This window comes from Pseudomonas sp. G1002, from assembly GCF_013385455.1.
GTDB lineage: Bacteria > Pseudomonadota > Gammaproteobacteria > Pseudomonadales > Pseudomonadaceae > Aquipseudomonas.
Genome location: NZ_JACAPY010000005.1, coordinates 50,127 through 77,078 on the forward strand (window position 1 = coordinate 50,127; position 26,952 = coordinate 77,078).

The 26,952-nt window shown below is 62.8% G+C and carries 26 protein-coding genes; 16 read left to right on the forward strand and 10 right to left on the reverse strand.

The annotated features are described in order from the left end of the window. Positions 1-106: 106 nt before the first annotated feature. Entirely contained in the window at positions 107-1,309 is a 1,203-nt protein-coding gene (locus HX801_RS02040) for an MFS transporter (protein WP_177021473.1), read from the reverse strand. 177 nt (positions 1,310-1,486) lie between these two features. On the opposite strand from HX801_RS02040, the gene HX801_RS02045 reads away from it, so the two are divergent. After that, complete coding sequence (locus HX801_RS02045) at positions 1,487-3,601, forward strand: mechanosensitive ion channel family protein (protein ID WP_087692343.1); 2,115 nt, start codon at positions 1,487-1,489, stop codon at positions 3,599-3,601. A gap of 131 nt (positions 3,602-3,732) precedes the next feature. Here the strand turns inward: HX801_RS02045 and HX801_RS02050 are convergent, their stop codons facing one another. Beyond that, positions 3,733-8,013 (reverse strand): DEAD/DEAH box helicase, encoded by a 4,281-nt coding sequence (locus HX801_RS02050; RefSeq protein ID WP_177021474.1) that lies wholly within the window; start codon positions 8,011-8,013, stop codon positions 3,733-3,735. Positions 8,014-8,421: 408 nt separating this feature from the next. Here HX801_RS02050 and HX801_RS02055 point away from each other — a divergent pair, with 408 nt between their 5' ends. The 4 genes from HX801_RS02055 to HX801_RS02070 all read left to right on the forward strand — a co-directional run bounded on the left by HX801_RS02055 (position 8,422) and on the right by HX801_RS02070 (position 12,600). Then, entirely contained in the window at positions 8,422-9,312 is an 891-nt protein-coding gene (locus tag HX801_RS02055) for a sugar nucleotide-binding protein (protein ID WP_008436463.1), read from the forward strand. A gap of 243 nt (positions 9,313-9,555) precedes the next feature. Further along, positions 9,556-10,680 (forward strand): ATP-binding protein, encoded by a 1,125-nt coding sequence (locus HX801_RS02060; RefSeq protein ID WP_177021475.1) that lies wholly within the window; start codon positions 9,556-9,558, stop codon positions 10,678-10,680. Between the two features lie 90 nt (positions 10,681-10,770). Beyond that, the gene (locus HX801_RS02065) at positions 10,771-12,231 is read left to right on the forward strand and encodes an ATPase domain-containing protein (protein ID WP_177008879.1); all 1,461 of its coding nucleotides are present in this window, start codon (positions 10,771-10,773) and stop codon (positions 12,229-12,231) included. 6 nt (positions 12,232-12,237) lie between these two features. After that, complete coding sequence (locus HX801_RS02070; protein ID WP_008436466.1) at positions 12,238-12,600, forward strand: response regulator; 363 nt, start codon at positions 12,238-12,240, stop codon at positions 12,598-12,600. A gap of 99 nt (positions 12,601-12,699) precedes the next feature. Here HX801_RS02070 and HX801_RS02075 read toward each other — a convergent pair whose 3' ends face one another. From HX801_RS02075 to HX801_RS02095, 5 genes are all read right to left on the reverse strand, one after another. After that, the gene (locus HX801_RS02075; protein ID WP_102369992.1) at positions 12,700-13,398 is read right to left on the reverse strand and encodes an OmpW family protein; all 699 of its coding nucleotides are present in this window, start codon (positions 13,396-13,398) and stop codon (positions 12,700-12,702) included. 96 nt (positions 13,399-13,494) lie between these two features. Beyond that, complete coding sequence (locus HX801_RS02080) at positions 13,495-14,016, reverse strand: DUF3299 domain-containing protein (protein WP_003210006.1); 522 nt, start codon at positions 14,014-14,016, stop codon at positions 13,495-13,497. An 11-nt stretch (positions 14,017-14,027) separates the two neighbouring features. After that, on the reverse strand, positions 14,028-15,293 hold the full coding sequence (locus tag HX801_RS02085) for an ABC transporter permease (protein ID WP_003210004.1): 1,266 nt from the start codon (positions 15,291-15,293) through the stop codon (positions 14,028-14,030). Between the two features lies 1 nt (position 15,294). Continuing rightward, entirely contained in the window at positions 15,295-16,005 is a 711-nt protein-coding gene (locus HX801_RS02090; protein ID WP_003210001.1) for an ABC transporter ATP-binding protein, read from the reverse strand. A 147-nt stretch (positions 16,006-16,152) separates the two neighbouring features. Next, positions 16,153-16,764, reverse strand: a complete 612-nt coding sequence (locus HX801_RS02095) for a DUF2796 domain-containing protein (RefSeq protein WP_102369990.1) — start codon at positions 16,762-16,764, stop codon at positions 16,153-16,155. A gap of 135 nt (positions 16,765-16,899) precedes the next feature. Here HX801_RS02095 and HX801_RS02100 point away from each other — a divergent pair, with 135 nt between their 5' ends. Next, positions 16,900-17,247 (forward strand): hypothetical protein, encoded by a 348-nt coding sequence (locus tag HX801_RS02100; RefSeq protein WP_102369989.1) that lies wholly within the window; start codon positions 16,900-16,902, stop codon positions 17,245-17,247. A 3-nt stretch (positions 17,248-17,250) separates the two neighbouring features. On the opposite strand, the gene trxA is transcribed toward HX801_RS02100, so the two are convergent. From trxA to HX801_RS02115, 3 genes are all read right to left on the reverse strand, one after another. After that, the gene (gene trxA, locus HX801_RS02105; protein ID WP_003209995.1) at positions 17,251-18,123 is read right to left on the reverse strand and encodes a thioredoxin; all 873 of its coding nucleotides are present in this window, start codon (positions 18,121-18,123) and stop codon (positions 17,251-17,253) included. Positions 18,124-18,275: 152 nt separating this feature from the next. Further along, positions 18,276-18,932 carry a methyltransferase gene (locus HX801_RS02110; protein ID WP_177021476.1) on the reverse strand — a complete coding sequence of 219 codons (657 nt, stop codon included), beginning with the start codon at positions 18,930-18,932 and terminating at the stop codon, positions 18,276-18,278. Next, on the reverse strand, positions 18,929-19,387 hold the full coding sequence (locus HX801_RS02115) for a YbaY family lipoprotein (protein WP_003209991.1): 459 nt from the start codon (positions 19,385-19,387) through the stop codon (positions 18,929-18,931). The genes HX801_RS02110 and HX801_RS02115 overlap by 4 nt, the downstream gene beginning before the upstream one ends. Positions 19,388-19,526: 139 nt before the next feature. Here HX801_RS02115 and nrdR point away from each other — a divergent pair, with 139 nt between their 5' ends. The 10 genes from nrdR (at position 19,527) to HX801_RS02165 (ending at position 26,945) form a co-directional block, all read left to right on the forward strand. Then, the gene (nrdR, locus tag HX801_RS02120) at positions 19,527-19,997 is read left to right on the forward strand and encodes a transcriptional regulator NrdR (protein ID WP_003209990.1); all 471 of its coding nucleotides are present in this window, start codon (positions 19,527-19,529) and stop codon (positions 19,995-19,997) included. Beyond that, entirely contained in the window at positions 19,994-21,130 is a 1,137-nt protein-coding gene (gene ribD / locus HX801_RS02125; protein WP_017476290.1) for a bifunctional diaminohydroxyphosphoribosylaminopyrimidine deaminase/5-amino-6-(5-phosphoribosylamino)uracil reductase RibD, read from the forward strand. The genes nrdR and ribD overlap by 4 nt, the downstream gene beginning before the upstream one ends. Before the next feature lie 34 nt (positions 21,131-21,164). After that, positions 21,165-21,842: a riboflavin synthase gene (locus tag HX801_RS02130; RefSeq protein ID WP_003209988.1), complete on the forward strand. Its 678-nt coding sequence runs from the start codon at positions 21,165-21,167 to the stop codon at positions 21,840-21,842. A 16-nt stretch (positions 21,843-21,858) separates the two neighbouring features. Beyond that, positions 21,859-22,950, forward strand: coding sequence for a bifunctional 3,4-dihydroxy-2-butanone-4-phosphate synthase/GTP cyclohydrolase II (ribBA, locus tag HX801_RS02135; RefSeq protein ID WP_003209987.1), 1,092 nt, complete (start codon positions 21,859-21,861; stop codon positions 22,948-22,950). Positions 22,951-23,040: 90 nt separating this feature from the next. Next, a complete protein-coding gene (gene ribE, locus HX801_RS02140) occupies positions 23,041-23,517 on the forward strand; it encodes a 6,7-dimethyl-8-ribityllumazine synthase (RefSeq protein WP_003209986.1) in 477 nt (158 codons plus the stop codon). After that, complete coding sequence (nusB, locus tag HX801_RS02145; protein WP_177021477.1) at positions 23,514-24,014, forward strand: transcription antitermination factor NusB; 501 nt, start codon at positions 23,514-23,516, stop codon at positions 24,012-24,014. Before ribE ends, nusB begins: the two co-directional genes overlap by 4 nt. Positions 24,015-24,032: 18 nt before the next feature. Further along, positions 24,033-24,986, forward strand: coding sequence for a thiamine-phosphate kinase (gene thiL / locus HX801_RS02150; protein ID WP_177021478.1), 954 nt, complete (start codon positions 24,033-24,035; stop codon positions 24,984-24,986). A 128-nt stretch (positions 24,987-25,114) separates the two neighbouring features. Beyond that, positions 25,115-25,732, forward strand: a complete 618-nt coding sequence (ribA, locus tag HX801_RS02155; RefSeq protein ID WP_003209983.1) for a GTP cyclohydrolase II — start codon at positions 25,115-25,117, stop codon at positions 25,730-25,732. Beyond that, positions 25,729-26,148: a nuclear FMR1 interacting 1 family protein gene (locus HX801_RS02160; protein ID WP_003209980.1), complete on the forward strand. Its 420-nt coding sequence runs from the start codon at positions 25,729-25,731 to the stop codon at positions 26,146-26,148. Before ribA ends, HX801_RS02160 begins: the two co-directional genes overlap by 4 nt. Beyond that, positions 26,148-26,945: a cobalamin-binding protein gene (locus HX801_RS02165; RefSeq protein WP_177021479.1), complete on the forward strand. Its 798-nt coding sequence runs from the start codon at positions 26,148-26,150 to the stop codon at positions 26,943-26,945. The genes HX801_RS02160 and HX801_RS02165 overlap by 1 nt, the downstream gene beginning before the upstream one ends. Positions 26,946-26,952 lie beyond the last annotated feature (7 nt).

Here is a 26,952-nt window from a genome sequence, read left to right on the forward strand (position 1 = left end):
GCGGGCTTGCTCGCGAAGACGGTGGGTCAGTCGATATCTCTGTTGACTGACACACCGCTTTCGCGAGCAAGCCCGCTCCCACATTGGGTTCTTTATCGCTGCGGGATCAGTGCCCGCCAACCACCCGGGTCGAGCTCTCGGCATACACCGGCCCCAGCCGGTCAAGGCGCCCGCTCCAGGCCGTCAGCGCCAAGGCCACCAACACCACCGAACCGCCAATCCACGCCGTGTGGATCAAGCCCATGTGGGCGACGATCAGGCCGCCGGTCCACGCGCCACCGGCAATCCCCAAGTTGAACGCCGCGATGTTCAGGCCCGAGGCCACGTCCACCGCATTCGGCGTGTGATGTTCCGCCTGGCGCACCACATACACCTGCAAGCCCGGCACGTTGCCGAAAGCGACCGCGCCCCACACCAGCACAGTGGCCAGGGCCAGCCATGGATTACCCGCGGTGAAGGTCAGTACGAACAACACAGCGGCGAGCAGGGCAAAGATGATTTTCAGGGCGCTGATCGGGCCGCGTTTGTCGGCCAGCTTGCCGCCCCAGATATTACCGATGGCCACCGAGATGCCATACACCAGCAACACCAGGCTGACGGTGCCGGCGCTGAACCCGGAGATGTCCTGAAGGATTGGCGCCAGGTAGGTGAACGCGATGAACGAGCCGCCGTAACCCACCGCCGTCATGGCGTACACCAGCAGCAGCCGTGGTTGTTTTAATACTTGCAGTTGTTGCAACAGTGACGCGGGTTTGCTGTGGGCGATGTTTTTCGGTACGTAGAGCAGGCTGCCGATAAACGCGATCAAGCCCAGGGCCGAGACGGCGAGGAAGGTTTCGCGCCAGCCGAAGTGCTGGCCGATAAACGTCCCCAGTGGCACACCCGTCACCAACGCGACGGTCAGGCCGGTAAACATGATGGCAATCGCGCTGGCGGCTTTTTCCTTGGGCACCAGGCTTGTGGCGATGGTGGAGCCAATCGAGAAGAACACCCCGTGGGCCAGGCCGGTGACGATCCGTGCCAGTACCAGGGACTCATAACTCGGCGCTTGCCAGGCCAGCAGGTTGCCGAGGGTGAACAGCACCATCAGCGACAACAACAGCAGTTTGCGTGGCACTTTGCCGGTGAGGGCGGTGAGTACCGGCGCGCCGATGGCCACGCCCAGGGCGTAGAGGCTGACCAGCAGGCCGGCGGACGGCAAGTCGACACCCAGGTCGGCGCCGATGGTGGGTAACAGGCCAACGATGACGAACTCGGTCGTCCCGATGGCAAAAGCGCTGAGGGTCAGCGCGAGCAAGGCAATGGGCATGGCTGCAACTCCGGTGGGTTTCAATCAGGAGCGCAGTCTCGGGGTTCGGCTTGTGCGGAAAAAGACAGGTATTGGCATTTGATATTTGCCTGGGGCGCACGGATCGAAGTCTACGGGGAACGATCAGGCGTCAAACCCGTCAGTTCCTTACAGACCCTTCTGAAGGAGCCCGGTGTTTTGTTGAATTTAAAGACTGTGCTACTGCTCGGCACGCTGCTGTTCTGCGGCAGCGGCGCGCTGCAAGCGGCCACCGCCCCCGCGGCTCCAGCGCCTGCCGCCCCGGCCCAGCCGGAACTGTTGGTAGAAGGCGGCCTGCTCGGCGCCATCAGCTCCAGCATCGATGATGTGCAGGACAAACTCGACCTCAACCAGAACCTGGTCGACGCCTGGCGGCTGCGGGCCGACCGGGCGGCGGATGAGGTGGACAAGCTGGTCAACCAGCCGTCCGAACGTTCCTCGTGGAGCGTAGCCGGGGATTTCCTGTTGTTGTCCGGGGTGTGGATCGGCGCGTTCGCCGCGCTGACCCTGCTGGGGCGCTTTATCGTCAAGCGCCTGAGCCTGCAGCGGCATATCGCACCGCGCCAGCGCCTCCAGGCGTTGCTGGGTTACCTGATTCCCTACACGATACCGGCGCTTATCTGCCTGCCATTGACGCTCTACGTCAGCCACTTCCTGCCCACCTCGGTGGGCCGTGCGCTGGCGCTGTGTTTTGCCTACGCCACCAGCAGCGGCATTTTCTCCACCTCGATCCTGTTGTGCGTGATCGTCATGTTCAACGTCGGCCACAAGCGCCCGGCGGTGAAGATTATTCGGGACTACTGCCCCAAGCCGCTGTTCCTGATCGGCTTCCTTGCCGCCCTCAGCGATGCGCTGACCAGCCCACAGATCGCCCGCCAACTGGGGGGCAATATCACCGCCAGCGTCGCGATCTTCACCGGGCTGTTTGCCTCGGTGATCTTCGGCATGCTGGTGATTCGCCTGCGCCGTCCGGTGGCGCATTTAATCCGCAATCGGCCCCTGGCCCAGCGCCTGAAACACCCGGCGGTGCAGCAATCCCTGCGGGTGTTTTCCGGCCTGTGGTATTGGCCGATCCTGCTGATGGTGCTGGTGTCGGCGATCAACCTGATCGGCGCCGGCGACGACAGCCAGAAAGCCCTGCGCTGTGCGCTGTTCACCACGATCCTGCTGATCGGCACGGTGTTCCTCAGCACGGTGTTGCAACACCTGTTCCAGTCCCGCAGCACGGTGGCGGTGCAGCGCAGCAGTGCCTACAAGGAACGTTTCCTCAGCCTGCTGCACGCGCTGTTGCGCATCGTGATGGCCATCGCCTTTATCGAAATCCTCGGGCGTATCTGGGGCGTTTCGCTGTTTGAGTTTGCCCAGCGCAACTCCGTGGGCCGGGCCATCAGTGATTCCCTGAGCAGCATCGGTTTGATCCTGCTGGTGACCTGGCTGTTCTGGGTGGTGCTCGACACGGCGATTCAGGAAGCATTGAAACCCCCGGTCAACAAACGCTCCAGCCGCCAGCCCAGCACGCGGGTGAAAACCATCCTGCCGCTGCTGCGCAACGCGGTGAAAATCATCCTGGTGGTGATCTGCGCGATCACCACCATGGCCAACCTGGGGATCAACGTCGCACCGCTGCTGGCGGGTGCCGGGGTGGTGGGCCTGGCCATTGGTTTTGGCTCCCAGCAACTGGTGCAGGATGTAATCACCGGGCTGTTCATCATCATCGAAGACACCCTGTCGATTGGCGATTGGGTGGTGCTCGACTCCGGCCACGCCGGTACCGTCGAGGGGCTGACCATCCGCACCCTGCGCCTGCGGGACGGCAAGGGCTTTGTGCATTCGGTGCCGTTCGGGCAGATCAAGGCCGTCACCAACCAATCGCGGCAATTCGCCTATGCGTTCTTCTCGGTGCAGTTCACCTACGACACCGATGTCGACAAGGCCGTGGAGCTGATTCGCGAGGCGGGACAGTCGATCCGCGACGACGTGTTCCTCAAGTACAACCTGCAAGGGCCGCTGGAGGTATTTGGCGTCGACAAGATGGACCTCAACGGCGTGGTGCTGACGGCGCAGTTCCGCACGGTGTCGGGTGGGCAATATGCGGTGAGCCGCGCGTTTAACCAGCGCTTGAAAAAGCTTGTGGATAACTGTGCCTTTGTTCACTTCGCGCAAACTTATCCACAGCAGGTGATGCTGCCGCAGCGGGTCGGGCAGCAGGTGGATGAGCCGGAGGAAGAAGTGCCTTCGTCGGTGGTGCTCACTGAGCAGCCAAGAACCCAATAGTTTTGTGTTGAGGCCGCCGGCCTCTTCGCGAGCAAGCCCGCTCCCACATTCGATCGCATTCCAAGGGCGGAACCGGATCGAATGTGGGAGCGGGCTTGCTCGCGAAGGCGTCATTACGGGCACTGCACAAGTCAGTGTCTGATCAGTTTTTCCCGCACCAACCCGGCCTCCTGCTGATCCAACTCCAGCAACACCTGCTGCTTGCCGGCAATCTCCACCGCCGCCGGCAAACCATCCCGGTACACCAACCGATTGCCGCTCAACGCCGGCACCTTGCTACCCGGCAGCAGCGTACCGACGAGGTTCAGCGGATCCGCCCCACACACGGCAATCAAGCTTCCATCGTGGGGCCGCCGCCGAACTTCCCGCAGCAGCGGAATCGCTTCCGGCAACGCAAACTGTTCCCCCGCCAAACCACTCACAAACCGCCCGCCACGAATCTCGCCCCGGGCCTCCAGCCGGTGGAACGTACGCAGCAATTCGCGCCAACTGGGCAGCCAGTCCGCCTCGCGCTCCAGGAGGCGCCAGAACACCACCCCGTAGCGGCGCAGCAAGGTCATCGCGACATGCTCCAGCGTCTCGGCCGAGTGAGCCCCCGGACGTGTGCCGTCCGCCACCGGCGCCCGCCGTACCAGGGCCCAACGCCCGGCATCGTCCATTCCGCCGACAAACGCGCCACGCCCGCGCCGACTGCTGCGGGCCTGACGTTTGCTCGCCGGCGTGGTCAGGGCGCGCAGGCCGGCAAAACTGTCGGCGTTCGCCAGCCCCGCGCCCACCAGTTCCTGCAACGCGGTTTCCAGTTCGCTGCGCAGCAGATGGGCTTCGTGGATCAATTCATCGAAAAACAGCGCGCCGTTTTCCCGCAGCGCCTGATGAACTTTCTGTGCCTTGGGCGACAGCTCGGTGCTGTCCGGCGCTTCGGTCAGTCCACTCCACAATGGCACCTGGCTGCGGGGCAGCAGCACCACTGGCGTGCTGCGCAGGGCCGTCGCGCCGGCCTTGTTGCTCAGGCGCGTCCACACCACTTTGCCGTTGCGGCACAAATCGTCCAGCCAGTGGGGCGCGTAATCCTTGATTCGTGCGCTGAGCAAATCGCTGTCCCAGGCCGAAGTGGCTGCGGCGTACCCTTCCAACTGCGCGACGATCTGCGGCAACACCGCGCTGCCCTGGCCCCGGGTGCCGTTCGACAAGTGCTGCCAATCGAACAGAAAACGCATGAAATCCTGCAACGCCACCGGCTCGATTTCCCGGCGCAGGCGCTTGACCGTGTAGCGGTGAATTCGCGCCAGCAGGTGGCGTTCGCACCATTGTTCGGCGCTGGCGCCGGGGCTGAAACGGCCGCGCAGCACGTAGCCTTCGCTCTCCAGCCGCGCGAGTGCCTGTGATACGTCGGCCACCGGCAAGGCCAGGGGCGCGGCGATCTCGATCAGCGTCAATGGGCCATAACCGCTCAGGCGCGCCCGCAGCACTTCCACCAAGGCTTCATCGAAGGTCCAGGGCTCATCGAAACCTGGCAACAGCGGCAGGTCATTCGGGTAGATCGCCGTTAAACAGCTCAAGCGCTCCAGGGCGACCCAAACGGCCTGGCCGGTACCGATCTGCAATCGGCTGGCGCGCCCACCGTCGGCCAGGGCTTGCAGCCATTCGGCCCACTGCGCCGTGACCTCCGATTCGGCAATGCACGCCAAACTCATCAGCGCTTCATGCATCTCGTCCAGGCCATTGGGCGCCGGCCAGGCTTCCTCGCACACACCGGCAATCGCTTCGGCATCCAGCGCGCCAAGGTCATCGGTGCTTTGCGGGTCGCTCCAGCGCCGGTTGAGCACGGCCTGGGTGCGGCGCTCCTCCAGCGGAGCGTCGTCGAGAAAGGTGTAGGGGCGGGCGCTGAGAATCTCTGCTGCCAGTGGCGACGGCGCCGGCAGATCACGGCTGATCAGGCGGATTTCGCCGCGCTCCATGCGCCGCAACAGGGCCAGCCAGCCTTCGCTGTCCATGGCTTCGTGCAGGCAGTCGTCGAGGGTTTGCTCCACCAGCGGATGCTCGGGCACTTCGCGCTCGCCGGCGAGGTTTTCCAGGCAGGCGATCTGGTCGGGGAACACACTGGCGATCAGGTCTTCACTCTTCATGCGCTGGATCTGCGGCGCCACCTTGCGCCCACCGGTGTAGCGCGGCAATGCCAGGGCCACCCCGGCATTCCAGCGCCAGCGCACGCCGAACAGCGGTGCATCCAGTACCGCCTGGATCAGGATGTGCTCGGCCGTGTTGCTGTTCAGGTAGCGCCACACTTCGTCCAGCTCAAAGCTGTGACTGGTGGACAGCGACAACACGATCGCATCCTCGCTGGCGGCGGCTTGCAGTTCGAAGTTAAAGGTGCGGCAAAACCGCTTGCGCAGCGCCAGGCCCCAGGCGCGGTTGATGCGACTGCCGAACGGCGTGTGGATGATCAATTGGGTGCCACCGGACTCGTCGAAAAACCGTTCCATGATCAACGTGTCCTGGGACGGCAGCGCGCTCAGCGCCAGCCGCGCCCGCGCCAGGTAATCCAGCAGTTGTTCGGCGCTGGCCAGGTTCAGGCCGAGGGTGCCGGTGAGCCAATCGAGCGCCGGTTGCAGGTTACCCGGCGTGGCGCCCAGCAGCGCGTCCAGTTGCCCCTGAAAACGCGCCACGGCAAACGACAACTCGGCACTGCGCCCCGGTGCTTCGCCGAGCCAGAACGGAATGGTCGGCGGCTGGCCGTGGGCATCCTCGACCCGCACCTTGCCGGGCTCCACTCGCAGGATGCGGTAGGAGGTGTTGCCCAGCTGGAAGATATCCCCGGCGATGCTTTCCACCGCGAAGTCTTCGTTGACGCTGCCGATGTTCAGGCTTTGCGGCTCAAGCAGCACGCTGTAGTCGGCGTTGTCGGGGATGGTACCGCCGCTGGTCACGGCGGTGAGCTTGGCGCCCCGCCGGCCACGCAGGGTGCGGGTGATGGCGTCGCGGTGCAGGTAGGCGCTGCGCAGGCCCTGGCGCCCGTTGTAGCCTTCGGCGAGCATTTGCAGCAGCGCCTGATAGTGACGTTCATCCAGCTCGGCGTAGGGCGAGGCGCGGCGGATCAGCGTCAGCAGGGCCTGTTCCTGCCATTCCTGGCAGCTGACTTCGGCGATGATCTGCTGGGCCAGCACATCCCGCGGCGCGACCGGGATCAGCAAGGTGTCCAGCTCGCCCCGGCGCACGCAGTCGAGGAGGGCGGCGCATTCGATCAGGTCGTCGCGGGTGGTGGCGAACAACCGGCCCTTGGGCGTGCCGCCGACCTGATGCCCGGAGCGTCCGACCCGTTGCAGAAAACCGTTGATCGAGCCGGGCGAGCCGATCTGGCACACCAGGTCGACATCGCCGATATCGATCCCCAGTTCCAGCGACGCAGTGGCGATCAACACCTGCAGCTCACCGGCCTTGAGCCGTTGTTCGGCGTCCAGGCGCATTTCCTTCGCGAGGCTGCCGTGGTGGGCGGCGACGGCGGTTTTGCCCAGGCGCTCGCTCAAGTGCCGGGCCAGGCGTTCGGCCAGGCGCCGGGTGTTGACGAAAATCAGCGTGGTGCGGTGTTGCCTGGCCAGTTCGGCGAGGCGGTCGTAGACCAGCTCCCACACGTCGTTGGCCATGACGGCCGACAGCGGCACCGGCGGCACTTCGATATCCAGGTCCCGTGGGCGTGCGTGGCCGATATCGACGATCTCGCAAGGCCGGCCGGTGCCCACCAGAAAGCGCGACACCGCCTCGATGGGCTTTTGCGTGGCGGACAGGCCGATGCGGGTCAGCGGTTCGCTGCACAAACCCTGCAGGCGCTCCAGTGTCAGGGCCATGTGGCTGCCGCGCTTGCTGGCGGCGATGGCGTGGATCTCATCGACGATCACCGTGCGGGTGCTGGCAAGCATCTGCCGGCCGGAATCCGAGCCGAGCAGCACGTAGAGCGATTCCGGGGTGGTGACCAGGATGTGCGGCGGGTGCTTGCGCATCAGGGCGCGGTCTTTCTGCGGGGTGTCGCCGGTACGCACGGCGGTGCGGATCGCCAGCGGAGGCAGGTCGAGGCGCTGCAAGTGCTCGGTGATGCCGGCCAGCGGGGTTTGCAGGTTGATCTGGATGTCGTTGGACAAGGCTTTGAGTGGCGAGACGTAGACCACCAGCGTTTGGTCTGGCAGTTGGCCGCCATTGGCCAGGCCTTGGTGCACGAGATCGTCCAGCACCGCGAGAAAGGCAGTCAGGGTCTTGCCGGAGCCGGTGGGCGCGGCGATCAGTGTGGAGCGGCGCTGGCGGATCAGCGGCCACGCCTGGGCCTGGGCGGCGGTCACCGACGGGAACGTGCTGCGGAACCAGGTGCTGACGGCGGGGTGGAAACCGTTCAAGACCGTGTCCGTTGATTCAGGAAGGTTCATCCCCAATTTATGCGGCCGGCCCCGGCAACTTGCAACCCCGGGATGCATTCCCTGTGGTGAGGGAGCTTGTTGTGGCGAGGGAGCTTGCTCCCGCTGGAGTGCGCAGCGCTCCCGCTTTTTTGGGGCCGCTACGCAGCCCAGCGGGAGCAAGCTCCCTCGCCACAAGAAGCTCCCTGGCCACAGCAAGCTCGCTGACCACTGCAAGGCCCCTGGCCACTGCATGCTCCCTGGCCATAAAAAGGCTCTCTCTGCCTAAAGCCCCCCCGGCCGCAATCGGCGGCGCACTTTATAAGTGACGGTTGCGCTACAAACCCGCAAAATGCAACGATTCTGGCAAATGCCAACGGCATGGCTCACAAGCCTGTCGATAATAACCATCGTTCCAAACAGACCGGGCCTGCTCAATCTATGCGAATGCGCCTTATGTTACTGGGCGGCGGGAATGCCCTCGGGCAGGCGCTGATTCGCCTCGGTGCGGAGGAAGACATCGGTTTCCTCGCCCCGCGCCCGCCCCAAGACGGCTGGGATGCCGCGAGCCTCACGCAACTGCTCGACGACACCCGTCCCGATGCCTTGATCAATCTCGCCTATTACTTCGACTGGTTTCAGGCGGAGACGGTCAGCGAGACACGCCTGGCCGCCCAGGAATATGCGATCGAGCGCCTGGCTGAACTGTGCCAGCACCACAGCATCACCCTGCTGCAACCGTCCAGCTACCGGGTGTTCGATGGCTCCCGCGCCACCGCCTACAGCGAAAAAGACGAACCCGTGCCCTTGGGCCTGCGAGGCCAGGCGTTGTGGCGCATCGAGCAGAGCGTACGCGCCACCTGCCCGCAGCACGTGCTGTTGCGTTTCGGCTGGCTGCTGGATGACAGCGTCGACGGCACCCTCGGGCGCTTCCTGGCCCGTGCCGAAAAACCTGACGAACTGCTGATGGCCGACGACCGCCGGGGCAACCCGACGCCGGTGGACGATGCCGCGCGGGTGATCATTTCGGTGCTTAAGCAACTGGATTGCGCCGCGCCGTTGTGGGGCACTTATCACTATGCCGGCCACGAAGCGACTACCCCGCTGGCGCTGGGGCAGGCGATCCTGACCGAAGCGCGCAACTTCCACCCGCTGGCCGTGGAAGCGCCGACCGCCCAGGCCCACGCCGCCCGTCCGGATGCAGCCGACGAGCCGCAACACGCGGTGCTGGCCTGCAAGAAAATCCTCCACACCTTCGGCATCAAGCCACGGGCATGGCGGGCCGGGCTGCCGGCGTTGCTCGACCGGTTCTATCGACACGGTCAAACATAAAAAAGGCGCCTGAAACAGGCGCCTTTTTTTGTGGCGGTGCGCGGACGGTTAAAAGTGATATGTGTTGGCAAGTCGGATGCGCCACGGCATACGAAAAATTTGAAACCTTTGGTGCGCCCGGTCATCCATGCCAATAGGGATTGATTGTGCTTACGGCTCGTTCAGCAAAAGCAAAAGTCTGCATTCAGAAGAAGACTTCGCCCATCCAGCCATGGGCAGCCTAAAAGAGGAGCCCTACCCATCATGGCAACAAACTCTCCGGTGAATGGTTCGCCGCCGCCTCACGATGATGTGTATGAGGAAGCGCACGACCTGCAGTTCGCTTTGAGTGCCGCCGGGCTTGGTATATGGCGCCTGGATTTGACGACGGGCGAGCTGAAGACCTCAGCCACTTGCCGCCTCAACTTCGGACTCGAACCACAGATACCGTTCAGTTATGAACACATGCAGCGCCTGGTGCACTCCGAAGACAGAGGCCGAGTGGCTGACGCATGGGATCACTCGATCGCTCAACGCTGCGCCTACGACGTTCACTACCGGATCGTCACGCCCCACGGTGAAACTCGCTGGCTGCACGTGTGTGCCAGAGCCCGTTACGCCGATGACGGTCAGCCCGTCGCGATGACGGGAACCGTTCAGGATGCGACCCAGGAGCAGTTACTGCAGTCGCAGAAGATGGAAGCGCTGGGGCGGATAACGGGCCGCGTGGCTCATGACTTTAACAACCTGCTGACGGTGATCCGTTCTTCAGCAGATCTTTTGAAGCGTCCTTCAGTATCGGAAGAGCGGCGGCTGCGCCTGGTGCAAGCCATTTCCGAGGCGGTAAAGCGTGGTTCTCACTTCACCAGCCAATTGCTGTCCTTCGCTCGCAGGCAAACCCTCCATCCCGCACCGCTGGACGTCAATTCAAGCACGTTGGCCATGGCCGATACGATTGCTTTGCGGGTTGGCACAGGCATCCACGTACGCATTGAGTCCACAGCAGCACCCTGCGTTGTTCACGTTGACCCAGAACAGTTTGAAACCGCCATTCTCAATATGCTCATGAATGCCCGAGACGCCATGCCTGATCACGGTGAGGTGGTCATCCGTGTTGAGTCGATGGACCTTATCCCTGCGTCCAATGGTCATGCCCTTATGAACGGAAGTTACGTTGCCGTCTCCATCACAGACAATGGTTCGGGTATCGCACCGCTCAACCTCGACAGAATCTTTGAACCGTTTTTCTCCACCAAAGGCAACGGCCAGGGAACCGGGTTGGGGCTCAGCCAGGTATTTGGTTTTGCCAAGCAGTCGGGGGGAGAGATCAGGGTAGAGAGTCGTCCTGGTCAGGGAAGTACGTTCACGCTTTATTTGCCCCGCGCTTGAACGGGCTGAGTGGATAGCCCGATTGCACAAATGGAGTTAGCATCGTAAACCTTCGGCTCAAGAGCCTGTTGTTCACATCAGGGTTGCATTGTGGAAAAGCTAAATCGCCTTCAAAGCGGAATAGAAGGGCTGGATGCTCTGCTCAAGGGTGGGCTAGTCGCAGGTGCCTCCTACATCATCCAGGGGCGCCCGGGATCCGGTAAAACCATCCTCGCCAATCAGCTGGGGTTTAACCATGCGCGCAATGGGGGCCGTGTACTGGTGGCCACGTTGCTGGCCGAATCCCACGACCGTTTATTTCAGTTCCTCTCAACCCTGAACTTCTTTGATGTTTCCCGGGTGGGGGCTGAAATTCAGTTCGTCAGTGCGTTTGACACCCTTGAGAACGAAGGTCTCGATGAGGTGGTCAAGCTGCTTCGGCGTGAGATCAGTCGCCAGAAGGCCACCGTGTTAGTGGTCGATGGCTTGCTCAATGCACGCTCCAAGGCTGACTCGCCCATCGACACCAAGAAATTCATTTCCGAGTTGCAAGGGCACGCTGCGTTCGCCGGTTGTACGGTGCTGTTTCTCACCAGTTCCCGGTTGGACGACGGCAGTCCCGAGCACACCATGGTTGATGGTGTGATCGAGATGGGTGAAGAGCTTCACGGCAGCCGTTCAGTGCGCCGTATTCAACTGCGCAAGACTCGCGGCAGTGGTGCACTGACCGGATTGCACGAGTGTGAAATCACCGACGATGGCCTGGTGGTTTATCCGCGTCTGGAAAGCCTCTACAGCCATCCGTCTTTACCTGACAGTGCTGATCTGACGCGTATCACCAGCGGCATCGGTTCGCTGGACGCCATCATCGGCGGTGGCCTGCACAGTTCCTCAGTTACCCTCGTCATGGGGCCTTCCGGCGTCGGGAAAACCACGTTGGGGCTCAGGTTTCTCGCAGAGTCGACAGTGGAAGCGCCGGGCCTGCATTTCGGTTTTTATGAAAGCCCGCAGCGGTTACGTCTCAAAGGCCAATCGCTGGGGATTGATATCAAGGGTATGGAAGAAAGTGGTGCGCTGAGTATTGCCTGGCAACCCACGACAGAAGGCCTGATCGACGGTCTCGGCGCACGGCTGCTGAAAATGGTTGAGGAAAAGGGCATCAAGCGCCTGTTCATCGACAGCTTGAGCGGCATGACCCGAGTGTCGACGAACCCGGCACGTATCACTGATTTCTACAGCGCCCTGATGAGCGAGCTTCGTGCCCGTGGCGTAACGGTGTTTGCCTCATGGGAGATGCGTGACGTTTTTGGTTCGGAGGTCAGCTCTCCGACCCCGGACCTGTCCAGTATTGTCGATAACCTGCTGCTGATGCGTTTCTTCGAGATTCAATCTGAACTAAGAAGAATGCTTTCGATTCTTAAGGTACGAGACAGCTTCTACGATCCTTCGCTTCTTGAAGTGGTAATCCATGAACACGGCGTTGACTTGAAGAAGGCATCAAGAAATGCATTGGCTGTCGCTGATGATTCCTGGCGGCCGGGCTCAACGTCCAAAGTCTCTGATTCGGGTTGAATTGACATGACCACCATCCTGGTCGTCGACGACGAGTATTTGATCGCTGACATTCTCGGCTATGCGCTGGAGGATGAGGGGTACATGGTCGTAAAAGCGAGCAATGGCCAGAAAGCACTCGAGGTCCTGGAGCGCGAGCGGCCAGCGTTGATCATCACCGACTTCATGATGCCGGTCATGGATGGCCAGGAGTTTGCCGAAGCGGTTCGCGCCCTGCCGGCAGTCAATCACCTGCCCATCATCCTGATCAGCGGAGCCCAGGCTCATATTGGTATGGAGCGGTCGGACTTGTTCAATGCGGTGTTGAAAAAGCCGTTCAACATTGACTTGGTCATCGCTGAAGTTCGCCAACTCCTGGCTGAAGCCTGAATCGCAGCACACGGGCGTGTGCCTGGCCTCTGATCGGTACTTGCCTCCAGGGGGAGCCTCACAAAAAAGGCCCTGTACAACAGGGCCTTTGGGTAGAACCTAGAACTTGTAGCCAATACCGACCATGTACACCATCGGGTCAACATCCACATTGACCTTGGCCCGAGTGCCCTGGCCCAGGGCGTTGTTATCCACGGTGGCCTTGGTGCTGATGTCGATGTAGCGCGCCTGGGCGTTGATCATCCACTTGTCGTTGATCATGTAGTCCGCACCGATCTGCGCGGCCCAACCCCAGGAGTTTTCCGCCTTGAAGTTGCTGAAGCCGGCCTGCTCGGCGCGGCTGCCGACGTGCTCGTCGTAGATCCAGGTGTAGTTGATACCGGCGCCGATGTACGGCTGGAATACCGACTTGCTGTCCAGCGGGTAGTACACGACGCTCAGGGTCGGTGGCAGGTGCTTCAGCGTACCGAGCTTGCCGTTGGCAGCGCCCAGGGCGGTGTTCTTGATCTTCACATCATGTTCGAACGGCGTGGCCGCCAGCAATTCGATACCCCAGTGGCTGGTGAACATGTAGGCGAAGTTCAAGCCCAGCTGGGTGTCGCTGCTCATGGTCGCCTTGCCGCCCAGGTTGGTCCCGGCCAGCGGGCCCTGGTCAACCTTGACACTGCTGCTGTCCGCTTTCGGGTTGACGGTGATGGCACCGGCGCGAATCAGGATGTCACCCGCTTCGTGAGCGTGGGCAACAGGGGCGACGAGGGCGAGCGCGACAAGCGACGCGCCGAGCAGGGACTTGTTCATGGGAGCTCCAAAGGACGTTATTAATTGCTTGTGTCCAATGGTAAAGATCGTAACGTTCGAGCTTTTGACTCAGCTCAATGAAAGCGCAATCACGGGTTATTCCTGCAACTCGTACACATAGATCTTGTCGGCATCCATCTGGTAGCCGGCATCGGCCAGTTCACTGCTGGACGGTTTGACCTGCATCTGGCCTTCGATCCAGTACGGTTGATACAACTCGTCGAGCTTCACGCCGACTTCGCTTTTCACATGCACGATCTGGTTCGACGGCGGTGGCGGTACATGGATGCACGCGCCGAAATACGGCACCAGCAGGAACTCCGTGGTGCGACCTTCTTCGCTGACTTCCAGCGGCACGATATAACCCGGCAGGCGGATGCGCTTACCGTCCAGGCTTTGTACGACCGGCGCGTTGGGCAGGTCCTGCTTGGCGGCCGGCGCTGACTCCACCGACAACGCATCGGCCATGCCCGACAAGTCGTGCAGCGGTTTCATGTTGGGGATTTCCGGCGGCGCGTCCGGCGGGATCATCTCCTGCCACGACAGGTCCTTGGGCTGGTCTTCAGCCCACACGGGCAGGGCCACCAGCAGTAACAGTGCGAGCACGACGCGACGCATCAACAGCTTCCTCATAAACGTATCGACAGGCCGTCGGCCAACGATTGCCGGTAGGCGCGCCAGGCCGGCACGCTGCCCATCAGCAGGGCTGCGACGAGAATACCGCCCAACAAAGTCCATTCATATTCGCTCGGCAATGACAGCGGCAGGTCCAGGCCGTAATTGGCCTGCAAATACCCGCGCGACGCGGCGATGCACACATACAGCAGCCCGACGCCGGCGATCACGCCCGACAATGCCAGGGCGAAGGCTTCGAAGATCAGCAAGGTTGCAATATGCCAGGGCCGTGCGCCCACCGAACGCAGGATTGCCATTTCCCGGCGGCGCTCGTTGAGGCTGGTGAGGATCGCGGTGAGCATGCCGATCAAACCGGTCAGTACCACGAACAGCGAGATCACGAACAGCGCTTTTTCAGCCGTGCCCATCATGCTCCACAGTTCTTGCAGCGCCACGCCCGGCAGGATCGCCAGCATCGGCTCGCCACGGAACTCGTTGATCTCCCGTTGCAGGGCGAAGGTGGAAATCTTGTTGTTCAAACCGAGCATGAACGCGGTGATGGCTTGGGGCGTCAGGTCCATGTTGCGAGCCTGGTCGGCGCTGATCCGGCCTTTGCCCTGGGCCGGCACGCCGTTGTGCCAGTCGATGTGAATCGCTTCCATGCCCCCGAGGCTGATATGCAGTGTGCGGTCCACCGGAGTGCCGGTGCGCTTGAGAATGCCGACCACGGTGAACGGCTTGTCATCGTGCTTGACCAGGCTGACCACCGCCACGCCGTGGGCCAGCACCAGCTTGTCGCCAAGCTTGTAATGCAGCGCGTCGGCCACTTCGGCGCCGAGCACCACTTCGAATGGATCGGTGGCGAAGGCGCGGCCGCTGGCCAGTTCCAGGTTCTGCCGGCGGCCGTATTGGTAGTGTTCGAAATAGGATTCGTTGGTGCCCATCACGCGGTAGCCACGGTGGGAGTCGCCGAGGGAAATCGGGATCGCCCATTTTACCTGCGGGTTGGCCGCGAAGTGTTCGTAGCTGTCCCAGCGAATGTTGTTGGTGGCGTTGCCGATGCGGAACACCGAATACAGCAGCAAATTCACCGAGCCGGAGCGCGCGCCGACGATCAGGTCGGTGCCGCTGATGGTGCTGGCGAAGCTGGCGCGGGCTTCGGTGCGTACCCGTTCCACCGCCAGCAACAGGCACACCGACAGGGCGATGGCGAAGGCGGTGAGGATCGCGGTAAAGCGGCGGTTAGCCAGGCTGGCCATGGCTAGTCGAAACAAATACATCTCAAACCTCTGCGGGCGTGGCGGCGCGATTGAGTTCGGCCAGCGACAGGTTGCTGTCGAACAGCGGCGCCAGGCTCTGGTCATGGCTGACGAACAACAGGCTGGCGCCTGCTTCGCGGCATTCGGCGAACAGCAACTGAATGAAGGCTTCCCGGGCGTCGTAGTCCAGGGCCGAGGTCGGCTCGTCGGCGATCACCAGCTCCGGCTGGCCGATCAGCGCACGGGCAGCGGCCACCCGTTGTTGCTGGCCGATGGACAGGGAGTCGGCGCGGCGCTCCAGCAGGCTCTTGTCCTTCAGGCCCAGGTGGGCGAGCAAGGTCGCGGCAGCCTGGTCGACGCTGCCGTGACGCTGGATTGCCCGCTGCGCCCGTAACGTTGAAAAGTGGCAGGGCAACTCGACGTTCTCGCGCACCGAGAGAAACGGCAACAGGTTGAACTGCTGGAAGATGTAGCCGGTGTGGTCGACCCGGAAACGGTCGCGGGCGCCGGCCGAGAGTTCGGTCAGCTCCTGGCCCAGCAGGCGAATGCTGCCGCGGCTGGGCTTTTGCACACCGCCCAACAGGCCCAGCAGGGTGGTCTTGCCACTGCCGCTGGGGCCCTTGAGGAACAGGGTTTCCCCCGGCTCCAGGCGGAACGTGGGGATGTCCAGCAACTGTGGGTGACCCGGCCAGTTGAAGCCCAGGTCAGACAGTTCGATAAGTGCTTGGGTCATAGGAAATCAGGGGTCTGGCTCGATTTGGATGATGGCACCGATCAACGGTAGGAGCTGGCTTGCCTGCGATGGCATCACCGCGGTGTTTCTGGAGCACCGCGGCGTCTGCATCGCAGGCAAGCCAGCTCCTACAGTGTGGTGTTTACATCAGAATTTCAGGGTGGCTGCTGTGGCCGTCGCTTCCACACCCTGCTGGCCGCTCGGGCCAATGAGTTGTACCTGAATTTTCTGGGTGGCGGGGAAGGTCTTGAACACCTGGGTCAGGTCGAGGTTGCTCAGCGCGGTCGGCGTGGCGCAGGTGAACTGGTAGTGAGCGTGGATTTCGCTGTGGTCGTGGTGATGTTCGTGGGCGGCGGCGCCTTTGCCATCGGTGGCGTGGTCGTCATCGTCTTCATCGTGGTCGGCTTCAGGCTTGTCGCCGAACAGCGGGCTGTTCAGTTCCTGGGTGCTGATCACGCAACCGGCGGCCTTGGGCAGGCTGAACAGCACCAAGGGTTGCTCCAGTTGCTTACGGGCGGCGGCGACCTTGGCTTTATCGGCAGGGGTGGTGGCGAGATGTTCGAAGCCCACCAGGTTCATCGCCGGGCTGTCCAGTTCCAGCTCCAGGGCCTGGCCGTCGAGCACCGCGTTGAGGCGACCCACGCCGTGTTCGTGGGCACCGAGGCTGCCGTGCTCGTGATCATGGTCGTGCTCGTCGGCAGCCTGGGCGATGGCCAGTGGCAACAGGGCAAACGGCAAAGCGAGCAGCAAACGGCGCATGGTGGAGCTCCCGGACAAAGATGAAAGTTTTGTTATGTGATCTTATAACAATTTTGCGAGGAGTTTGACCGCCTGCTTGGCGTAGCGCAAGACGCGTGGGAGCATGCTCGTCAGAAAAGTGCGGGAGTAAGTGCGATGTTGAGAATTCGTGGAACCGTCGGTGACCTGCCGGTGGACTTGACCCTGGAGCTGGATGACGGCGACTGGGCCCGGCTGGGCGCGCAGTTGCAGGCCAGCAAACCGCCGAGTGCCGAGCCCGTGGTGGCGCCGGCCGCGGGTAACCTGGACGAGAGCCTGTGGCAGGCCGCCCAGGATTTGCTGCGCAAGGCCGGGCAACTCAACGGCCTGGAATTGCTTGATCAGCTGGAAGGCCTGGCCGGCAGCGCCTCGGCGGGCAAGCGCCTGCTGGTGCGCCTGCGCCATAGCGCCAAGGTCAAGGTAGCCAGCGGCGGGGATACGCCGCTGTACAGTTGGATCGAGTAAGGCTTAATACAGCGCGGCGAACAGCTTGCGGCGGTACACCGTGACAAGCGGGTGATCGTTGCCGAGCAGTTCGAACACCTGCAGCAGCGTCTTGTGGGGCAGGCCTTCGCTGTAGCTGCGGTTGCGGATGAACAGCTTGAGCAAGCCATCCAGCGCGGCGTCGTATTGCTGGCGCGCCAGTTGTTGCACGGCCAGTTGATACACCGCCTCGTCATCCTGCGGGTTTTGCGCCAGGCGGGCTTTCAGGTCTGCGGCGTCCGGCAGGTCGGCGGCCTGGCGCAGGAAAGTGATCTGCGCCTTGGCGCCGGCCAGTGCGGCCTTGTGATCATCGCTCTTGACGGCGTCGAGCACGGTTTGCGCTTCGCCCAGTTCACCGCGCTCGGCCAGGCAGCGTGCGTACAGGATCAGCGCGGCGGCGTTGGTGTTGTCTTCGCCAAGCAGGGTGACCAGCACGGCCTCGGCGTCGGTGATACGGCCTTCGGCAAACAGCGCCTGGGCCTGCTCCAGTGGATCGGCAGCCGCCGGTGGTGGCATCTGCACATGGGGTTCCAGCATCGCGCGCACGGCGGATTCAGGCTGCGCACCGGCAAACCCATCCACTGGCTGGCCATCCTTGAACAGCACCACGGTCGGCAGGCTGCGAATGCCAAAGCGCGAGACCACGTCCGGCTCGGCATCGCAATCGACCTTGGCCAGCAGCAACTCACCCTGATAACTCTCGGCAATCTGCGCGAGCATCGGCATCAACGCCTTGCACGGCGCGCACCACTCGGCCCAGAAATCCACCAGCACGGGTTTTTCGAAGGAGTTCTGGATCACCGCCTGATCGAAGGTGGCGGTGGTGGCATCGAAGATGTACGGCGTGGGCTCACTCATGGGGAATCTCGAAGAAAGCAGGGGATGGGGCAACTATAAGGGTTGGTGGGGTTAGCTGAAAGCGGGGCGGTCTCAGGATCGCAATCGCAGGCAAGCCAGCTCCCACAGGGGAATGCATTTCAAATGTGGGAGCGGGCTTGCCCGCGATGCTCTCAAGCGCGCTGCGAATGGTACAGGCTCACCTTGCGAAACTCCCACGGCTCGGCCAGGTCGGGCAGTGTCAGGGCGTCGAGGATACCCAGGCGCTGATACTCCGGGTGCTGGAAGTCCCGAACCCGGGAATCGGCGACCAGCGCTTCGCGGCCGCGTGTCAGGAATTGATCCAGCAGCGGCAGGTTCGCCCGGTCGTACAGCACATCGGCGACCAGGATCAGGTCAAACCGGTCGGCTTCGGTGAAGAAGTCTTCTGAATAGCCCAGTGTTACGCCGTTGAGTTCGGCATTCGCCCGGCAGGCAGCCAGGGCCAGCGGATCCAGGTCGCACGCCACCACTTCCAGCGCTCCGGCCTTTACCGCGGCAATCCCGGCAACACCCGAACCTGCGCCGAAATCCAGCACCCGCTTACCCGCGACCCACTCGGGGTTGGCCGCCAGGTATCGCGCCAGCGCCAGGCCACTGGCCCAGCAAAAGCTCCAGTACGGCGGCTCATGCAGGATGCGCCGGGTTTCTTCGGGGCTGAAGGCGCGGTCCATGTTGTCGGCGTCCAGTAACCACAGCGACAACTCTGTGCCCGGCAGCGGGCAGGGCACCAGTTGGGCGTCGCCGATCAGTTCGCTCAGTGCGCGTTGCAGGTCCAGCGGTGGCGTCATGGTGCGGGAACGAGTTGCAGCGGCCCGGTGGTCTGGGTGATCGCCTGGGTGATGCGCACCGGCGGCAGGTGCAGGATCAACTGGCCGGACTGGCTGGCGCGACCACGCAATTCAACGCGCCCGCCCGCCGGGAACGCTTGCGGGTTGAAGCGCAGGCGGAAGGCCAGGGGCTTGTTGTTGCCGATCAGCACGCTGCTTGCCAGCAGTTGTTGCGGGCGCGAACGGTCGTCGATCACCAGCAGCGCCAGTTCGACTTCGGCACCCGCCGGTATACCGTTCAATTGGCCGCTGACTTCACGCTGGTAGGCGGGCAACGGGCCGAGATCTTCTTCCACACCCGGCAGTTTTTTCTCTTGTTGCGGTGCCGGAGCCGGCGCCGCAGGTTTTGGGGCATGGCTGCTGCAGGCGACCAGAAAACCGAGCAACGTGAGCAAAACAAGTGGTCGTAACTGCATGTACGGCTCCAGAAAGGACAAAATCCGTGGCTTAAAAAATATGAAACATAATAGTCAGCCTATATACCGTAAAGGCTATGGCTTGTCTTGCCACAGGGATGCGCTACCATGGCCCTCCCATTTTTTGTTGCCTGCCACCATGCACTGTCCCTTCTGCGGTGCCAACGACACCAAGGTCATTGACTCGCGTCTGGTCGCCGAGGGCGAACAGGTGCGTCGCCGGCGTGAATGCCTGGCCTCTGGCTGCGGTGAACGTTTCACCACCTTCGAAACCGCCGAACTGGTATTGCCACGTCTGATCAAGACCGACGGCAGTCGCCAGCCTTTCGACGAAGAAAAACTGCGCGCCGGAATGCAGCGCGCCCTGGAAAAACGCCCGGTGAGTGTCGAGCGGCTGGAAGCGGCACTGGTGCATATCAAGCACAAGCTGCGCGCCACCGGCGAGCGCGAAGTCAAATCCCTGGTGGTTGGAGAACTGGTGATGGGCGAGCTGCAAAAGCTCGACGAAGTCGCCTATATCCGTTTCGCCTCGGTGTATCGACGCTTCCAGGACCTCAACGAGTTCCGCGAAGAGATCGACCGCCTGGCCCGTGAGCCGGTAAAAGAATGAACCCACCTTCGGCAGAACAAGCGGTACTCGACGCCCATTACATGGCCCGTGCCCTGGAATTGGCGCGCAAGGGCCTGTACACCACCCACCCCAACCCCCGGGTTGGCTGCGTGATCGTGCGTGACGGGCAGGTTGTCGGCGAAGGCTGGCACGTGCGCACCGGCGAACCCCATGCGGAAGTCCATGCCCTGCGGGCAGCGGGCGACAAAGCCCGGGGCGCCACGGCCTACGTGACCCTTGAACCGTGCAGCCACCACGGGCACACACCGCCCTGCGCCGATGCCTTGGTGAATGCCGGCCTGGCCCGTGTGGTTGCGGCAATGCAGGACCCGAACCCGGAAGTCGCCGGGCGTGGCATGCGCCGCCTGGCCCAGGCCGGGATCGAGACCTACAGCGGCTTGCTGGAAAACGAAGCGCGGGCGCTTAACCCGGGCTTTCTCAAGCGCATGGAGCATGGCCTGCCGTTTGTGCGGGTCAAGTTGGCCATGAGCCTGGACGGTCGCACCGCGATGGCCAACGGCGAAAGCCAATGGATCACCGGCCCGGCCGCCCGTGCCGCGGTGCAGCGCCTGCGTGCCCAGGCCAGTGTGGTGCTGACCGGCGCCGACACGGTGCTGGCCGATGGTGCTCGCCTGACCGTGCGCGCCGCCGAACTGGGCCTGGATGAAGAAACCACCGCCCTGGCGATGTCCCGTCCGCCGCTGCGTGTGCTGATCGACGGCCGCCTGCGGGTGCCGCTGAATGCGCCGTTCTTCAAGGCTGGCCCCGCGCTGGTCATCACCTGCGTGACGCCGGACAACCAGTACCCCACAGGCCCCGAGTGCCTGGTGGTGCCGGGTGTCGACGGCCAGGTCGACCTGCGTTCCGCGCTGGTGGCCCTGGCGGCCCGTGGTGTCAACGAAGTGTTGGTGGAAGCGGGCCCAAGCCTGGCGGGTGCCTTCGCCCAGCAAGGGCTGGTGGACGAGTACGTGATATTCGTCGCCGGCAAGTTTCTTGGCTCTGCCGCCCGGCCTTTGCTGGACTGGCCGCTTGAGAAACTGGCCGACGCCCCCCAACTCAAGATCACTGAAATGCGCGCTGTTGGCGATGACTGGCGAGTCACTGCCATCCCTCTGCCATCAGCGAGCGTATAATTCCCGGCCTGCGCCACGTCTTCAGGAGAACGGCATGTTCACCGGCATTATCGAATCCATCGGCAGCATCCGTGCAATGACCCCAAAAGGCGGCGATGTACGCCTGCTGGTTGAAACCGGCAAGCTCGACCTGAGCGACGTCAAACTGGGCGACAGCATCGCCGTCAGCGGTGTATGCCTGACCGTCATCGAATTGCCTGGCAACGGCTTTGCCGCCGATGTCAGCCGGGAAACCCTGGACTGCACCGCGATGAACGACCTCAAGAGCGGCAGCCCGGTGAACCTGGAAAAAGCCCTGACCCCGACCACCCGTCTCGGTGGGCACCTGGTCAGCGGCCACGTCGACGGTGTCGGCGAAGTGGTTGCTCGCAGCGAAAACGCGCGTGCCGTGGAATTCCGTATTCGCGCGCCGAAAGAGCTGGCCAAGTACATCGCTCACAAAGGCTCGATCACCGTCGACGGCACGAGCCTGACCGTGAACGCCGTGAATGGCGCCGAATTTGAACTGACCATCATTCCCCACACCCTGAGCGAAACCATCATGGCGTCGTACCAGCCGGGTCGCCGGGTGAACCTGGAAGTGGACTTGCTTGCCCGTTACCTGGAGCGCCTGTTGTTGGGCGATAAGGCCGCAGAGTCTGACTCTCTTCAAGGGCCCGCCGGGAACATCACTGAAAGTTTTTTAGCCGCTAACGGCTACCTTAAATCCTGACCCAAGGGGGTGCCGCGTGGCGCTCAACAGCATCGAAGAACTGGTTGAAGACATCCGCCAAGGCAAGATGGTCATCCTCATGGATGACGAAGACCGCGAGAATGAAGGCGACCTGATCATGGCCGCCGAGTGCTGCCAGCCGGAACACATCAACTTCATGGCCAAGCACGCCCGTGGCCTGATCTGCATGCCGATGAGCCGCGAGCGCTGCGAGCTGCTGAAGCTGCCGTTGATGGCGCCGCGCAATGGTTCCGGGTTTGGCACCAAGTTCACCGTGTCCATCGAAGCCACCACCGGTGTCACCACTGGCATCTCCGCTGCTGACCGCGCCCGCACCGTACAAGCCGCTGCCGCGAAAGACGCCAAGGCCGAAGACATCGTCAGCCCGGGCCACATCTTCCCGCTGATGGCCCAGCCGGGTGGCACCCTGGCTCGCGCCGGCCACACCGAAGCGGCCTGCGACCTGGCGCGCATGGCCGGTTTCGAGCCGAGCGGTGTGATCTGCGAAGTGATGAACGACGACGGCACCATGTCCCGTCGCGCCGAGCTGGAAGAATTTGCCGCGCTGCACAACATCAAGATCGGCACCATTGCCGACCTGATCCACTACCGGATGATCCACGAACGTACCGTTCAGCGGATTGCCGAGCAGCCGCTGGACAGCGAACTGGGCCAGTTCAACCTGGTGACCTATCGTGATTCCGTGGAAGGCGACGTGCACATGGCCCTGACCCTGGGCACCATCTGCGCTGAAGAGCCAACCCTGGTGCGGGTGCACAACATGGACCCGCTGCGGGACCTGCTGATGGTCAAGCAGCCGGGGCGCTGGAGCCTGCGGGCCGCGATGTCCGCGGTGTCCGAGGCCGGCAGCGGTGTTGTATTGCTGCTGGGCCATCCGCTGGACGGCGACGTGCTGCTGGCGCATATCCGCGAAACCGCCGACCACGCGCCGGTGAAAAAACCGACCACCTACAGCATCGTCGGGGCCGGTTCGCAGATCCTGCGGGACCTGGGCGTGCGCAAAATGCGCCTGATGAGTGCGCCAATGAAATTTAATGCCATATCCGGTTTCGACCTGGAAGTAGTAGAATACGTGCCCTCCGAATAAAGGCCGGCGTTGTTTGCCCCTTGTTCGCGGTTCAAATATCACTGAGGGGCGCGCACTAAGCGCGTCCCGGCTCTTTAAGAGATTTGTCGAATGACCCTGAAGACCATCGAAGGTACCTTCATCGCCCCCAAAGGCCGCTATGCCCTGGTGGTTGGCCGCTTCAACAGCTTCGTCGTTGAAAGCCTGGTAAGCGGTGCCGTGGATGCCCTGGTTCGCCACGGTGTGAGCGAAAGCGACATCACTATCATCCGCGCTCCTGGCGCCTTCGAAATTCCACTGGTTGCGCAGAAAGTTGCACAGCAGGGTGAATACGCGGCGATCATCGCCCTGGGCGCGGTCATTCGTGGCGGCACTCCGCACTTCGAATACGTGGCTGGCGAATGCACCAAGGGCCTGGCCCAGGTGTCCATGGAGTTCGGCGTGCCGGTCGCCTTTGGCGTGCTGACCGTTGATTCCATCGAACAAGCCATCGAGCGTTCCGGCACCAAGGCCGGCAACAAAGGTGCTGAAGCTGCCCTGTCCGCCCTGGAAATGGTCAGCCTGCTGGCGCAGTTGGAGGCCAAGTGATTAGCGACGACAGCGATCAGTTCAACCCCCAGGACCCGCGCCCGGCAGACGCCGGCAAGCCATCGAAAAGCGAAAAGCGTCGTTCGGCCCGCCAGCTCGCGACCCAGGCTTTGTACCAGCGCCACATGGCGAAAACCTCGCTGAACGAAATCGAGGCGCAGTTTCGCGTCGACAACGATTTCAGCGCGGCCGATGCCAGCTACTTCCACGACATCCTGCACGGTGTTCCGGCCAACCTGGCGGAGATCGACGCTGCACTGATGCCGTGCCTGGACCTGGCGATCGAAGAGCTGGACCCGGTTGAACTGGCCGTACTGCGCCTGTCCACCTGGGAACTGCTCAAGCGCGTCGACGTGCCTTACCGCGTTGTGATCAACGAAGGGATCGAACTGGCGAAAGTCTACGGTTCCACCGACGGTCACAAGTTCGTCAACGGCGTGCTCGACAAGCTGGCCCCGCGCCTGCGTGAAGCCGAAGTGAAGGCGTACAAGCGCTAACTGGCGCTTGCTGACGCAATGGGCGAGTTTGAGCTGATCCGCAACTACTTCGCCGCCGCGCCCTGTGCGCAGGGCGGCGAAGGCATTGCACTGGGGATTGGCGACGACTGCGCCTTGCTGGCTGTTCCTCCCGGGGAACAGCTGGCGATTTCTACCGATACCCTGGTGGCCGGCGTGCATTTTGCCGACCCCTGCGATCCGTTTCTGCTCGGCCAGCGCTCGCTGGCCGTGGCAGTCAGCGACCTGGCGGCCATGGGCGCCAATCCCCTCGCGTTTACCCTTGCCCTCACCACCCCGACGGTTGATGCCGATTGGCTGCAACGCTATGCCCAGGGCTTGAACGCCATGGCGCAGGGTTGTGGCGTGGTTCTGGTAGGTGGCGACACCACCCGTGGGCCGCTGAGCCTGACCATGACCGTGTTTGGCCGGGTGCCGGCGGGCCAGGCCTTGACCCGCAGCGGCGCGCGGCCTGGCGACTTGCTGTGTGTGGGCGGTGAGCTGGGTAACGCAGCGGGCGCCTTGCCGCTGGTGCTGGGGCAGCGCACGGCGGAGGCGGCTATCGTCGAGCCACTGCTGGCCCATTACTGGTCGCCGCAACCGCAGTTGGCGCTGGGCTTGGCGTTGCGGGGCAAGGCCACGTCTGCCATGGATATTTCCGACGGCCTTTTGGCTGATTGCGGGCATATCGCCAAGGCGTCGGCTGTCAGCTTGTTGATCGAGCAGCAAAAACTGCCATTGTCCGCCGCCTTGCTGGCGTTCGTCGGTGAAGCGGATGCCCGGGTGGCCGCGTTGAGCGGGGGGGACGACTACGTACTGGCGTTCACCTTGCCGCCCGCCGAACTGGCGCCGCTGTTGGCCGCCGGTGTGCCGGTCCATGTAATCGGCCGGGTCGAGGCGGGGCAGGGCGTTACCCTGCTGGATGCGTCTGGCCTGGACGTCACGCCAGCCATTCGTGGCTATCAACATTTCTGACACCCATAGAACCAAGCTGAAGGCCAATCGAACCTATTGATCTTTATCAGCGATAATTCAGCTTAAGCGTCTGTAGGAACCTACTGTTACAATCCCTCCCCTGTGAAATCTGAAATCAGGAGCACAAGGTGCCCGTCGTTTTCGTCGCCGCTTCCAAGCTGCCAACCCCTTTTGCCACGTTCACCATGAATGGCTTTCTTGAAGAAGCCACCGGGCGCGAACACGTTGTTCTCAGCCTCGGTGACGTGGCGGACGGTGCCCCGGTCCTCGGTCGCGTGCACTCCGAGTGCCTGACCGGCGATGCGCTGTTCAGCCAGCGCTGTGACTGCGGCTCGCAACTGGAAGCCGCCCTGCAGGCCATCGCCCGCGAAGGCCGTGGCGTGTTGCTGTACCTGCGTCAGGAAGGCCGTGGCATTGGCCTGCTGAACAAGATCCGCGCCTATGAGCTGCAAGATGGCGGCGCCGACACTGTGGAAGCCAACGAGCGCCTCGGTTTTGCCGCTGACCAGCGCGACTATGGGATCTGCCTGCCGATGCTCCAGCACCTGGGCGTCAAATCCCTGCGGCTGATGACCAACAACCCGCGCAAGGTCAAAGCCTTGACCGACATGGGCATCACCGTCGCGGAGCGCGTGCCGCTGCACACCGGCCACAACCCGCACAACAAGCTCTACCTGGCCACCAAGGCCAGCAAGCTCGACCACATGATGGGCAACGAGCACCAGGGCGAGGCCGACCGGGCGTGACGCGCGGCCAGGTCAAGCGGCGACTGTCGTTTAACTGGTGGCAATACCTGGCGTTGGCGTTGGTGCCGTTGTTTGTGATCAACCTCGTGTTTGGCAAGGCCGAGCCCTTGCTGCCGGTGCTGGCGATGCCGTTTTTTATCGCCGGCGTAGCCTCGATGTTTGTCAGCCTGCGTTACTTCCACGGCTATAAACACGCGCTGATCGCCACCGGCAAAGCCCTCGATACCCCTGAAGAGCCGGCTGCCTGGATCACCCTCGCGGCCCGCCGTCGTGTGGCGTTGCTGGTGGCTGCACTGCCGGCCTGGGTCGGCGCGCTGGCGGTGTTTGTCGGGCTGGAAGCGGTGCCGCTGTTTCTGTTGGCATTGTCGACCCTGGTGCTGTTCTACCTCTACCGCATCCCGCGCCAGTTGGGTTGATGCGCGGCTGGCTGGCGGTGTTGTTGCTGGCAGTCGCGGCCCAGGCTGCGGCGGTTGAGCGGGTGGTCAGCCTTGCGCCTTCCTTGTCTGAAATCGTCGTTGAGCTGGGGGCGGCCGAGTTACTGGTGGGCTTGCTGGATGGCGGCGAGCGGCCACAGGCGTTGGCGAACGTGCCGTCTGTGGGCAACTACGGGCAGTTGGACATGGAGCGGCTGCTCAGCCTCAAGCCCGACCTGATCCTGCTTTGGCCCGGCAGCGTCGGCCCGGGCCAGCGTGAACAGCTGCAACGCCTGAACATCCCGGTATTTGTCGCCGAACCCCACAGCCTCGAACAACTCACCTCACAGGTCGAAACCATTGCCCGGCAACTCGGGCGGGATGACGCCGGCCGGCAATTGGCCGCGCAGTTGCGTCAGCGCTTGGCCGAATTGCGCTCGCGCTATCACCGGGCCGAGCCGTTGCGGGTGTTTTATCAGGTGTGGAACCAGCCGCTGTACACCGTGGGTGGCGGGCAGATCATCAGCGATGCGCTGAGTGTGTGCGGCGCGCGCAATGTGTTCGATGACCTGAAATTACCGGCACCGCAGGTCAGCATTGAGTCGGTGTTGCAGCGTAATCCCGAGGTGATTCTGGCGGGCGATCAAGCGCAGCTGGATGCCTGGAAGGCCTGGCCCCAGGTGGCGGCGGTAGCGAACGGGCATTTGCTGCTGGTGCCCGACAAGGGCCTGGAACGGCCCAGCGGACAGATGCTGGAAGCGGTGGCGCGGTTGTGTCAGGTTCTTGCTCCGGGGCTGTGAGACCGCT

Bases quoted from the DNA above. Each gene is read 5' to 3' on its own strand.
- trxA (WP_003209995.1), bottom strand. From the start codon at position 18,123: ATGAGTGAGCCCACGCCGTACATCTTCGATGCCACCACCGCCACCTTC.
- nrdR (WP_003209990.1), top strand. From the start codon at position 19,527: ATGCACTGTCCCTTCTGCGGTGCCAACGACACCAAGGTCATTGACTCG.
- HX801_RS02055 (WP_008436463.1), top strand. From the start codon at position 8,422: ATGCGAATGCGCCTTATGTTACTGGGCGGCGGGAATGCCCTCGGGCAG.
- HX801_RS02095 (WP_102369990.1), bottom strand. From the start codon at position 16,764: ATGCGCCGTTTGCTGCTCGCTTTGCCGTTTGCCCTGTTGCCACTGGCC.
- HX801_RS02110 (WP_177021476.1), bottom strand. From the start codon at position 18,932: ATGACGCCACCGCTGGACCTGCAACGCGCACTGAGCGAACTGATCGGC.
- HX801_RS02060 (WP_177021475.1), top strand. From the start codon at position 9,556: ATGGCAACAAACTCTCCGGTGAATGGTTCGCCGCCGCCTCACGATGAT.
- HX801_RS02100 (WP_102369989.1), top strand. From the start codon at position 16,900: ATGTTGAGAATTCGTGGAACCGTCGGTGACCTGCCGGTGGACTTGACC.
- HX801_RS02130 (WP_003209988.1), top strand. From the start codon at position 21,165: ATGTTCACCGGCATTATCGAATCCATCGGCAGCATCCGTGCAATGACC.
- HX801_RS02085 (WP_003210004.1), bottom strand. From the start codon at position 15,293: ATGTATTTGTTTCGACTAGCCATGGCCAGCCTGGCTAACCGCCGCTTT.
- HX801_RS02050 (WP_177021474.1), bottom strand. From the start codon at position 8,013: ATGAACCTTCCTGAATCAACGGACACGGTCTTGAACGGTTTCCACCCC.
- HX801_RS02040 (WP_177021473.1), bottom strand. From the start codon at position 1,309: ATGCCCATTGCCTTGCTCGCGCTGACCCTCAGCGCTTTTGCCATCGGG.
- ribD (WP_017476290.1), top strand. From the start codon at position 19,994: ATGAACCCACCTTCGGCAGAACAAGCGGTACTCGACGCCCATTACATG.
- HX801_RS02070 (WP_008436466.1), top strand. From the start codon at position 12,238: ATGACCACCATCCTGGTCGTCGACGACGAGTATTTGATCGCTGACATT.
- HX801_RS02115 (WP_003209991.1), bottom strand. From the start codon at position 19,387: ATGCAGTTACGACCACTTGTTTTGCTCACGTTGCTCGGTTTTCTGGTC.
- thiL (WP_177021478.1), top strand. From the start codon at position 24,033: ATGGGCGAGTTTGAGCTGATCCGCAACTACTTCGCCGCCGCGCCCTGT.
- HX801_RS02080 (WP_003210006.1), bottom strand. From the start codon at position 14,016: ATGCGTCGCGTCGTGCTCGCACTGTTACTGCTGGTGGCCCTGCCCGTG.
- HX801_RS02165 (WP_177021479.1), top strand. From the start codon at position 26,148: ATGCGCGGCTGGCTGGCGGTGTTGTTGCTGGCAGTCGCGGCCCAGGCT.
- HX801_RS02090 (WP_003210001.1), bottom strand. From the start codon at position 16,005: ATGACCCAAGCACTTATCGAACTGTCTGACCTGGGCTTCAACTGGCCG.
- HX801_RS02075 (WP_102369992.1), bottom strand. From the start codon at position 13,398: ATGAACAAGTCCCTGCTCGGCGCGTCGCTTGTCGCGCTCGCCCTCGTC.
- ribE (WP_003209986.1), top strand. From the start codon at position 23,041: ATGACCCTGAAGACCATCGAAGGTACCTTCATCGCCCCCAAAGGCCGC.